Below are 10,555 nucleotides of genomic sequence, written 5' to 3' on the forward strand. Positions count from 1 at the left end.
GGCGCTCGTTCAGGAGCGTCGCATCGTCCAGAGGGCGCACACACCTGCCGCGGCAATGAGGAGGACACCGACGATGGCGCCTGGGCGGGGCGTGTCATGCCAGATGAAGTAGCCCAGCAGCATGGCCCAGACGATGAGGCTGTAGCGAAAGGGCATGACGACCGAGAGATCGACGCCGCGGCAGGCGGCGATGAGCGCGTAGTTGCCCAGCGCGGCGCAGGCGGCCGCCCCCGCCAGTGCCACGACGTCCCGCTGGCGCAAGACGCCCCAGTGCTCGACGCCGCTCAACAGCAGTCCGACCAGGCCGACGGCGAAGGTGGTTGCGACCGCGATCGCCGCGGATGGAATTTCCGCCGGGATGCGACGCGCCAACAGATCGCGCGCGGCCAGCGAAGCGGCGCACAGCAAGGCACAGACGTGCCCGGCGGCCGAAGCATCCGGTCGCGCCGTCGGCTGGATCACCAGCAAGACGCCGGCGAAGCCGATGCCGGCCGCGAGCAGGCGCCCGCCTTGCCAGGGCTCCCAGCGCAGCGCCATGGCCGCCAGCGCAATCATCAGCGGCGCGGTCATCATCAGGGTGCTCACGGTGGCCAACGAGGCCAGCGAGAGCGCCAGCACGGAAGTGAAGGCGGTGCCGACCTCCAGGCCGCAGCGCGCGAGGACGATCGGTTCAAGCGCATCGCGCCAGTTGCCTCGCGCTCTCCAGGCGAGGGGCAGGACGAGCAGGCTGGCAAAGGCGCCGCGCACGGCCAGGACTTGGCCCGGCGGCAGATCCCGTGCGCACAGCTTGACGAGGGCATCGTTGAGCGCGTAACAGCCCATGGCCGCCAGCATGAGGACGATGCCCCTGCGATGGGCACGCGCCGATTTCATGGCGCGGGCGAGGAGGGCGGCGGCATGCCCGGCACCGCGCCCAGAGGGGCGCCGCATTGCCTGAGCACGTCCCACAGGGCCTGGGCCTTGAGGACGATCTCCGCGACCTCGTCATCGGGGTCGGACATCGCGACGATGGCGCCCCCCCGCGCCGATGGAGATCCGGCCGTTGGCCGCCACCAGGGTGCGGATCACGATGTTGAGCTGCGTTGTGCCGTTGAGTGACAGATAGCCGATGCTGCCGGAGTAGATGCCGCGTGCAGCACCTTCGATCTCGTCCAGGATTCTCATCGTGCGCACCTTGGGCGCCCCGGTCATGGAGCCGCCGGGAAACGCGGCGCGCACACAGTCCACCGCGCTGAGGTCGGCGCGCAACCGGCCCCGGATGGTGCTGACCAGCTGATGCACCGTGGCGTAGGTTTCCACGGCGAACAGGCTCGGGACATGGACACTGTCGATCTCGCAGACCCGATTGAGGTCGTTGCGCAGCAGGTCGACGATCATCAGGTTCTCCGCGCGGGTCTTCTCGTCGGCGGTCATCGCCTCGGCGATCGCAAGGTCCTCCTCGGGCGTTGCGCCGCGCGCGGCGGTCCCCTTGATCGGCTTGGACTCCACCGCGCGGTCGCCGGAGATTCGCAGGAAGAGTTCGGGGGAGGCGCACAGCACCGTGCAGCCGCCGATGCGCAGGTAGGCGGCATAGGGTGCCGGATTGTGCCGGCGCAGGACCCGGTAGATGTCCAGCGCACGGATGCGCCCCTCGCCCACCAGTTGATTCGTGAGGCAGACCTCGTAGGTCTCGCCCTGCAGGATCTCATGCTGGCATCGAAGGATGAGGTCCCGGTAGGTCTGCAGGTCCAGACGCCATGCCAGCGGCTGCAGGTCGCGGGCTGCGTCGTTGCTGGAGAGGGCGGCTTTCGGTACGCTGGCGAGGCACTCGCGCATGGCCTGCATCCAGCGGCGGTTCTCATCGCCCGGCGTGGCCTCGTCCAGGCAGGCGATCCAGACCTGTTGCTCCGCATGGTCGAACGCGAGGAAGCGATCGGCGAGGATCCATGCGGCGTCCGGTGTGTCCGCACCGTGCGCGCGAGAGCCATCCAGCTCCCGCTTGAGCTCGTAGCCGAAGTAACCCACGAAGCCGCCGGTGAAATCGAACGGAAGCCCGGGGGATTGGAGCGGCACGTCGGGGATGTGCGTGCGCAGGTAGTCGAAGATGCTTTCGTCGCGTACCTGGACGACGCCCCCCCGGCGCACCAGCAGCTCGCGCGGCGCCGTGCAGTAGGTCAGCACCTGGGCGCGCGGCCCGCTGGCATCCCCCATGAACGAAAAACGTGCCCGCCCGGCTTCGGCGAGGCTGCTGTCGAGCCAGAACGCGCAGTCGCTGTGCCCGAAGGCGTTCACGAACACGTCCTCCGCGTCGGCCGCCGTATCGACGCACTCGGCGTGCAGCGAGAGTGCATGGGGCCCTTCGAACCTGAGGGAGGCGCCGGCGCCGTCGCGAAGCTCTCGCCGCCTCGCCTGCGCGTACCACTCCTGCGTCAACTCCCGGAAGTTGCGCAGCAGCCGCGCGCCGAATTCCGTGCAGATTGACTCCGGATGAAACTGCACGCCCCACCAGGGGCGTGCCACGTGGCACAAGGCCATCAGTGTGCCGTCAGACGTCCAGGCCAGCGGTTCCAGGGACGATGGCAGCTGAGTGACCGCCAGGGAGTGATACCGCACCGCCTCGAAGCGGTCGGGAATGCCACGAAAGAGACTGCGCTGCGAATGGGAGATGCGGTCCAAGCGCCCGTGCATCGGTCGCATCGCGAGGTCGACTTTCGCGCCGCAATGGTGGGCGATCGCCTGATGGCCCAGGCAAACGCCGAGTACGGGCTTGCGGGAGTGCCGCAGCGCGTCCGCCGAGATCCCCAGGTCTGCGGCGTGTTGCGGGCGCCCGGGGCCCGGCGAGATCACGATGTTGTCGAACGGCAGGCGTTCCACTTCCTCCCAGGGCTTCTCGTCGTTGCGCAGGACGATCGGTGGCTGCGCGTTGCAGGCGGCCAGATACTGGTAGAGGTTGTAGGTGAACGAATCGTAGTTGTCGATCAAGAGGGTGCGCATGAGAGGCTCCTGGATGGGTGGGAGGCCTCTGCATCGTTGGGGAATCGCACGACTGGCACAACTGAGCAATCTGCCAGTTTCCAAAAAGGGCGCTGCGGGCCACTGCGGCGAGCGAGGACCGATGCCAGCGCCGAGGCATCCGTGCCGAGCAAGCGCCGAGGGCCGCAGCGTTCATTGCGCGGCCGGCCTGGCGCTGGCCATGGAGCGCCTTGACGCCCTCAGCGGCGACTCAGCCCTGCGCGCATCACACCACTTCCACCATGCCCGGCAGCACCCGGGCAATACCGATGTTGTCCCCGGGGGCCAGCCGCAAAGGCTCCCACAGACGCGGGGAACAACTTTCCGTCTGCGGATCCTGGCACGGCATTGGCCAAGTCGTCATTGCTGTCACTCGACGGATGAGGCGATCGTCAACGGCCAATCTGCCTGTAATGGCGTGAAATGGATCGGCGCGAGAAGAAGCGTCACAGTGCCTCGACTGCTTGGTGGGGGAGAGGACGCCTGCGCGCATCTGGGATTTCCAAGGCTGGTTTCGACCCCGTCGGTTGAAGCGCGCCAAGCCATGCTCGCCGCCGCCGGCCTGCAAGGCCCGGGCAGTCCAACGGCCGTCACGGAGGTTGCAACATGCCGAATTCGGCGCTCATCGTCTACGTCTCGGGCAACGACAGTTCATCCGCACTGAAAGCCCGCCTGATCTCCAAAGGCTACGATGTTCACTGCATCGCCATCGATCCGGCCAACGGGCGAATCCAATGGCATCCCGACAACGGGCCTGCACCCCGCCCTCGACCTTTGGGCTCCGTGGTCTATCACAAGGTGTTCATCGTAGGCCACCACGCGTTGACTCGGGGTATGCCTACGCGCAGAGGCGTCGCGCTCGGCGACCGATTGCTGCCGACTTCTCACCTGATCGATATGCTGGTCGCAGCCGGGCTCCACGAGCCATCGCGCTTCATCCTGATCGTGTGCAATGCCGCAAGGGGTTCGAGCACGGGCAATGTCATGCAGGACGACATCGGCTATTCGACGGGCCACAATTTCGCGAGCCGATTGAGCGAGATTGATTGGTTCACTGCCGAGGTCCATGCCTACACGCAGGAAGTCGGGGTGATTGATGAAGGCACCCATGCGCTGATGCAAACTGCGGCACGCCATGGAATTATCCAGGCCAACCAGGTCTTGCCGTTGGGAAGCCGCTATCACATGTCTGGCTCAAACCTTCCTCCGCCACGTCCCAGGGCGGTGGCCGGATCCAAGATGCGCTTCTATTTTCAGAACAGGGTTCTCTGCTGTTCGGCCATCTACTGAAGGCCAAGTCCTTGAACGCACGCGAAAAGAGAATTTGGCGGCGTTTGGGGTCTCGGACCACGCCTTAAGAAGTTGCCGGTGCTGTGGCCACTCGCTTACCGCGGTTGCGATCAAGCTGCCCCTGGGGTGCTCAAGATGGCTGCTTCAGACTGGTTGCAGGCCTTCGACTGGGGCGCTCGCCTAGTCCGATGAGAGGCAGGGAGCTGCAGTGCAAGTGCGCTCTGAAGGATCATCCATGGCGACGCGGATGTCCGGTGTTTACACTCCTTCGAATTTCACGGGCTGCTGGTGTTCCCGGGGATCGACAGCCTTGGCTCTTCGCAGGGGAGAATTACCTGTTCGCATAGACTGCTGGTAAGGATCCAACTCATGGCCGTCTCACCACTTACAAGAAGCACGTTGACCGAAATTTCGGCGCTCCTGTCGGAGCACCGAGTCCAAGACGCGGACGCCAAAACACGCGCTCTGATCAAGCGCCTCGGCCCTTCCGAACTGACGCTTGCGTCGTCTGATATTGAAGCCCAGATCGAGCGGTTCATGAAGCAGCGACGACGGGAACTGAGTCTTTTGCTCAAGTCTCGACAAGAGCGAGTCGCCGCAGGAAGCTCGTCTCCCGAGGAGGAAGTCGTGGTCCGGCGCCCCCTTTCTCTCCTAGAAGCGGGCGAGCCGTTGAGCCTACGCGTCCGGCAGCAATTGCACTATCTGGCCTCCAACTTCATCTTCAAGTGGACACCCAACTATCGCGACGTCTTGAAGCTGATATTCTCGCGCTCAATCGAGGAACTGCCTCTGTCGGGGGGGCTCGAGAGCCAGGTAGCCAGTATTGGGGATGAGTTCGCGATCCACGCGCGTGACATCTTCGCGCGTGGATATTCCTACCAAACAAGCAGAGGCTTGTCGAGGGACGTGGCCGAGGTCAAATCTATCAGCGGAGTTCAGTCGTTTCTCGATTTGCTGGTCTCGCTGTATTTGGAAGCCAGACCTCGAATGGACCACGCAGCGCAGGCCAACGCGCTATGGGGTGTTACGTCGGCCGCAATCGGCGGTGTCCTACGGGGTTACGGGCGCGCAGAGTTCGGGGGGGTTCAAGGTTGGGCGTTGTTGCAGAGGCATCCTGCCGCCTGGATTCCTCCCATTGGTTTCTGCCGCGGCACAGAGTTATCTGCGCTGTTCGACGAGTTTCCGGATACCGCAAGCCAGACTAATCTCCAATTGATCCTCGGGGCATCCGCCTTGGCCGTAGAGCGCATGGCTCACAGCTTCCACGGTTCTGAAACTCTTCTGCCGCGCCTGAGCCGCATGTCGATCAATCGCCCTGAGCGCCTCGACGTGACCTACTCCGCAAAGCGGGGGGCTCTCAATCAGGATTTGCTTGTCAGCTGCTTCTGGCGCGGGATCATTGACGGGCAGGCCAGCATACGCACCGCGCAGGGAGTGCGTGCCGCAGTTATTGTTGCCCAACTCGGGCCGACGAATCAGGCATGGGTTGAGAGCGAGGGCATCGCGGCGGTGATTGATGCGTCAGGTTTTCACACCGAGCAGCAGCAAATTCACCACCTTTCCGAACTGGTCCTCGGCCGCCTGGAGGCGGTGAGCCTGAGCGCGGCGGATCATGACCCGGCTGCGATCTCACACAACTTCGCCAGCGACTTTCCACTGGACGATCCCGATTTCCGACGCCAGTTTCTGGTCGAACGATACAGCGTCAAGAGGCTCCTCCAGGACTTCGAGGACAACACCGGTATTCATCTCTGGTGCAGCGTGCGCCGCTCCGGGAAGACGACCGCCGCCCAAGAGCTTGCCGGTGTTGGCGGTACGTCCCTCGTGATCTCTCAGACCATGGATCGCCAACTGAGGCAGCCAATTCAAAACATCTTCTCGCGGCGAGTGCGAGATGCGTTCAAGACCGGGGAAGACCTTAGCGACGATTTCTTTGTCGATGTTGTTCGGGAGTGCGCACTCGCCGCGACGGCAAGCGATGTTTCCGACTCCCGTATCGTATTCATTATCGATGAGTACGAAAGCCTGTTTGGACTCATCGACTCTAATGTTCGAGATGACAAAGGGATCAAGTACAAGGTTGCCCTTCCGCTATTGAGCCAGATGGTGGACTTCGCCACTCGTCATCTATTGATCTTCATGGGCCAAAGGCCGGACGCATTCCTGACGCTCGCTGCGGATAGCCAGCTCGCGCCACTGGTAAAGCAGAAGAGCTTTCCGCTATTCGAGCATAGAGAGAATGCGCCGGTTACCGAGTTCACTCAATTCTTGTCTAGGGTATTGTCGGACAAGCTTCCGTTTGATGGTGCTTTCGCACATGCCGTGTTTGTTGAGACCGGGGGCCATCCCTATCTCACTGTCAATTTGATGGAAGACTTCAACGACTGGCTCATTGAGAACAAGTATCGGCTGGGCGTCGCCCCTCTGTCGGTTGAGAGCTTCATAAACTTCGAAAAGGACCGGCTAGGACAGGCGGCCCTCAAGCGAAGCTCCTTCTATGGCTTTTTCAGCGGCCAGATGAGTCAATACCTCAGCGAGGCTGGTCGATCAGATGAGCCGTGGCTGTCCGCTGTGGCGCAGACACTCAAGGCAATTGCTAACAAGCATCCCAAGACGTTTACGTGCTCGGTGAGCAGTTTCGAGGCGTTGGTTTCGCCTATAGCTGCTGATGCGCGGCAACCACTCGGAAGACTGCTCACAACCGCGACTCAGGCGAACTTCCTTCGCGACAAGGATGGCCAAGTTTCTCCCGGAATTCGTATTCTGGCTCGTCTTGCTGCATCGGCCGCGATGGTCGTCAACTAAGCTATGGATTACTCAGCCTCCCGCATCATCGAACTTGTTCGAGCCGTGCCGTGGCAGCCTGGTGCGTGCCTTCGACTCTTCTGGATCCGCTACCCCGAGGGTTCACGCGACCAACTCGCCTCGGAGTTGACGAGCGTGGTCGGTAGTGAAGCGGTGGTCCCGCTTATCTTGCGGACCGCTGCGTTTAACAATGCCAATTCAGTGCTGTCAGATGTCCTGGAGTTATTCGAGCTGAATCGAACCGCATTCGAAGCACTTACTCCAAGCACGCTGGAGCAAGTGACTGTACTGGTGCTCGCTCGAGATGAATTCCGCCTTGTCCAAGCCGGTTCTCCAATCACGCTTCCAGGGTGGTTCCCAGTTCATCCAGGAAAGGAGAAATCCTTCCTGGTTTCCGACCTCGGGCAAACTGCGGAGCTCAAGCCAGTGAATTGCCCCGAAGCACGTCTTCAGCATGTCGCAGAACTGGCATTTCGTTTGGAGGAGGCGATAGTCAGTGCACTTCGTCAGATGGAGGGGTCCGATGCGGCAAGACTGGTTGGTGTAATGCAAGCCTTGATGCCGGGTACTGCCGTCGATGACGCAAGTGCCCGGGCCGCGCTCCGTGCATTTGAAGCTCATATTGCAGCCTCGGCCGGCGAGCCCCGGGCCTACCGCCCAAATGCTGCCGACGGTTCAAAGTTTCTGGGGGCGAGGATGCTGCGCCTAGCGCTGAACATGTCGCCTAAGCAGCTTGCAAATGTTGCTTCAATACTCGCATCCGGTTTCCAGGACAGAGGAGGGCGGATCCTCAAACAACCGTACTTTGGTATCTTCTGGCGGCCGGCCGCGCCAATTGCGGTTGGTGTCGCAAATTGGCATGGCATCTTGACGGGCTACTTCGAGGCCTATCAACTGATTAATGCGGGATCGCATGCTGGAGATTTTCCGACGTTCCCAGTCGCGCTGCAGTACGCTCATTCGCTGGATCTTCGAAGATTCCTTCTCGCAGCGATCGAGCACGTCCGAGGGATTTCGGGACAGAGTTAATCACCAGCGCCCTCATCGCGGGAATTTTCGGGCTCCGGTCAATGGTCCGCGGCAAGGTGATGAATACGGCGATCATTTTGCACTCCAAGGTTGAAGGCGTGACCAGGACAGGGATGACCTGCAAGTCACTCGCTAGCAAGTGAACACAGCAGCAGCATCGCCGGCAAATCACCCGCGTCACCTGCGTTTTCTCACTCTCCGAAATTGCTAAGCGCCCAGCAGTGGAATTCAGGGTGCGGGCATTGGGAAGTAAGCGCGCGGTGATCCCGTCTTGACGGCGGCCCTCAGGATGCTGCCGCCGGTTGCCAGCGATGAGGTAGCAACTCTGCGATACGACTGGCCGGTTGCGTTGGCAGTCGCTCGAGGATGTCCTTCAGGTACGCGTGTGGTTCATGGTTCGATAAGTAGCGGTTGTCCCGGCAGCGTAAGAGCCGCCATGCCGGAAGTCGAAGTCGCACGTGTCCTTGGAGTATTGGTCCCATGTGACGTAGTGCGGATGGTCGGTGGCCACGATCATGAAACACTGATCCGCGATTGCGCCGTAGTTCTCCAGATTGTGAAGATCGGCGAATACGTCATACCGATTGTTCGGCTCGCGCTGGTTCTTCTTCTTGAAAAACTTCATCTCGATAGCGCATCCGTGCTTCTCCTTGGTGGATGCGTTTGTGAAGGCGCAGTAGACGTCTATCTTTGCCCTATCTGACCCACTCTTACCGAAAAGTGCCTCGGCGTGTGTGATGGGCTTTTCCAATTCGATTGTAAAAAACTCGTCTCGTTCTGCTTCCAGCAACTCGCCCACCACCTTGAGCATGGAGGCGAACTGGAGCTGCAACGACGCCTCGGTCTCGACAACGATTCGGCCGCCGTTAACCTTCCGCATCATTGCGGCGTAGGCGAGGTCAACGGCTTGGGTGAGTCTCTCTTTGGACATCGGGCAAAGGTATCACGGAGACAGCAATTGCCGGAGCTGCTAAGAGCTATCGGAGATCACTATTCCCTAAGGCGGGCACAATTCTTGGCAAAGTTCAAGACCTCTATCGCGTAAAACCCTGCCGAGTCTGCTTCAGACTGAGAGTTGCCGGTCACACATTTGGCGGCGAACGACTGCTGCGATCATGAGCGGCGGCTCTACCTCCTGTTCGAAATTCAGATTCGCAGAAAATCCTGGTACAGAGCGTTGGTCGATACCGCCTTGCCGATAGTGGGCTGCTGCCGGTTTCAAAGACACCTTGTTAAGGTGTGAAATGAAACTGGAGGTGGGTCATGGGAACGAGAAGGCAATTCAGCCGAGAGTTCAAGCTTGAGGCAGTCAAGCTGGTGAAGGAACGAGGCGTGTCGGTGGCGCAGGCTGCGCGCGACCTCGATGTGCACGAGAACGTGCTGCGCAAATGGGTACGTGAGGCGACGGCGGACCCGCAGCAAGCGTTCCCTGGTCAGGGCGTGATGAAGCCCGAACAGGCTGAGCTGGAGCGTTTGAGGAAGGAGAACGCCAAGCTGCGCATGGAGCGTGACCTGTTGAAAAAAGCGGCGGCCCACTTCGCCAAGGAGTCGATGTGAAGTTCGGCTTCGTTGCGAAACACCGAGGGCGTGGCCGTTGGCAATGATGTGTGAGGCGCTCGGTGTCTCGCGAAGCGGCTTTCATGCGTGGCTCAGCAGGCCCCGAAGCCAACGCAGTCTGGAAGACGAGGTGCTCGGCAGCCAGGTGCGTCAGAGCTTCCTGGGCAGCGACCGCACCTATGGCGCCCGGCGCGTGTGGCATGACGTGCTGGCACTGGGTCAAAGATGCGGACTGCATCGCGTTGAACGGCTCATGCGTGAACAAGCCCTGCGTGCGAGGCCACGACGCCGAGGCTTTCCGCAAGACCGAGGTCAGCGCGGCGCTATCGCCGACAACGTGTTGGACCGTCAGTTCCAGGCTGATGCGCCCAACCAGAAGTGGGTGGCCGACTTCACGTACATCTGGACGGCCGAGGGCTGGCTGTATGCCGCTGCGGTGCTCGACCTGTACTCACGTCGCATCGTCGGCTGGTCGATGCAGGACAGCATGACCTCGCAGCTCGTGGCCGATGCGCTGATGATGGCAGTGTGGCGCCGGGGCAAGCCGGTCGCGTTGCTGCATCACTCCGACCAAGGAAGCCAATACACCAGCGAGCGCTTCCAGGAGCTGCTCAAGGAGCAAGGCATCACCTGCAGCATGAGCCGCGCGGGCGAGGTCTGGGACAACTCGGCCCTGGAGAGCTTCTTCAGTTCACTGAAGACTGAGCGCACAGCCAGAAAGGTTTACCGGTGCAGAGAACAGGCCCGCGCCGACGTGTTCGACTACATCGAGCGGTTCTACAACCCGACGCGCCGTCATTCGACGCTCGGCTACGTCAGTCCGGTAGAGTTCGAGAAAGCTCAAAAAGCTTAGGTCGGTGTCTATGAGACCGGCAGCAGCCCA

At 61.5% G+C, this 10,555-nt stretch carries 7 protein-coding genes and 2 pseudogenes; 4 read left to right on the plus strand and 5 right to left on the minus strand.

Translation table 11 applies throughout. The features are described from left to right. Positions 1-9 precede the first annotated feature (9 nt). From G369_RS0131730 to pabB, 3 genes are read right to left on the minus strand one after another with little or no spacing between them, the layout of a single operon-like run. Complete coding sequence (locus G369_RS0131730; RefSeq protein ID WP_244164412.1) at positions 10-873, minus strand: DMT family transporter; 864 nt, start codon at positions 871-873, stop codon at positions 10-12. Further along, the gene (locus G369_RS39760; RefSeq protein ID WP_019658112.1) at positions 870-1,001 is read right to left on the minus strand and encodes a hypothetical protein; all 132 of its coding nucleotides are present in this window, start codon (positions 999-1,001) and stop codon (positions 870-872) included. The genes G369_RS0131730 and G369_RS39760 overlap by 4 nt, the downstream gene beginning before the upstream one ends. Next, entirely contained in the window at positions 985-2,973 is a 1,989-nt protein-coding gene (gene pabB, locus G369_RS36635; protein WP_208604415.1) for an aminodeoxychorismate synthase component I, read from the minus strand. Before pabB ends, G369_RS39760 begins: the two co-directional genes overlap by 17 nt. Positions 2,974-3,597: 624 nt before the next feature. On the opposite strand from pabB, the gene G369_RS0131740 reads away from it, so the two are divergent. From G369_RS0131740 to G369_RS38850, 3 genes are all read left to right on the plus strand, one after another. Beyond that, positions 3,598-4,281 carry a hypothetical protein gene (locus tag G369_RS0131740; protein ID WP_157773836.1) on the plus strand — a complete coding sequence of 228 codons (684 nt, stop codon included), beginning with the start codon at positions 3,598-3,600 and terminating at the stop codon, positions 4,279-4,281. Positions 4,282-4,650: 369 nt separating this feature from the next. Then, a complete protein-coding gene (locus G369_RS0131745; protein WP_157773837.1) occupies positions 4,651-7,086 on the plus strand; it encodes a hypothetical protein in 2,436 nt (811 codons plus the stop codon). A gap of 3 nt (positions 7,087-7,089) precedes the next feature. Then, the gene (locus G369_RS38850) at positions 7,090-8,115 is read left to right on the plus strand and encodes a hypothetical protein (RefSeq protein WP_157773838.1); all 1,026 of its coding nucleotides are present in this window, start codon (positions 7,090-7,092) and stop codon (positions 8,113-8,115) included. 284 nt (positions 8,116-8,399) lie between these two features. Here the strand turns inward: G369_RS38850 and G369_RS37890 are convergent. Both G369_RS37890 and G369_RS38855 read right to left on the minus strand, forming a co-directional pair. Further along, positions 8,400-8,513, minus strand: a pseudogene (locus G369_RS37890) (transposase domain-containing protein); the annotation flags it as partial. Beyond that, positions 8,489-9,046, minus strand: coding sequence for a hypothetical protein (locus G369_RS38855; RefSeq protein WP_019658116.1), 558 nt, complete (start codon positions 9,044-9,046; stop codon positions 8,489-8,491). The pseudogene G369_RS37890 and the gene G369_RS38855, both read right to left, overlap by 25 nt. A 332-nt stretch (positions 9,047-9,378) precedes the next feature. On the opposite strand from G369_RS38855, the pseudogene G369_RS36645 reads away from it, so the two are divergent. Next, positions 9,379-10,525 (plus strand): annotated as a pseudogene (locus G369_RS36645) (IS3 family transposase). Positions 10,526-10,555 lie beyond the last annotated feature (30 nt).

Source organism: Variovorax atrisoli 110B, assembly GCF_000382045.1.
Classification (GTDB): Bacteria; Pseudomonadota; Gammaproteobacteria; order Burkholderiales; family Burkholderiaceae_C; genus Variovorax; species Variovorax atrisoli.

Coding starts and splice junctions, on each gene's coding strand:
- G369_RS0131740 (WP_157773836.1), top strand. CDS start 3,598: ATGCCGAATTCGGCGCTCATCGTCTACGTCTCGGGCAACGACAGTTCA.
- pabB (WP_208604415.1), bottom strand. CDS start 2,973: ATGCGCACCCTCTTGATCGACAACTACGATTCGTTCACCTACAACCTC.
- G369_RS39760 (WP_019658112.1), bottom strand. CDS start 1,001: ATGTCCGACCCCGATGACGAGGTCGCGGAGATCGTCCTCAAGGCCCAG.
- G369_RS38855 (WP_019658116.1), bottom strand. CDS start 9,046: ATGTCCAAAGAGAGACTCACCCAAGCCGTTGACCTCGCCTACGCCGCA.
- G369_RS0131730 (WP_244164412.1), bottom strand. CDS start 873: ATGAAATCGGCGCGTGCCCATCGCAGGGGCATCGTCCTCATGCTGGCG.
- G369_RS38850 (WP_157773838.1), top strand. CDS start 7,090: ATGGATTACTCAGCCTCCCGCATCATCGAACTTGTTCGAGCCGTGCCG.
- G369_RS0131745 (WP_157773837.1), top strand. CDS start 4,651: ATGGCCGTCTCACCACTTACAAGAAGCACGTTGACCGAAATTTCGGCG.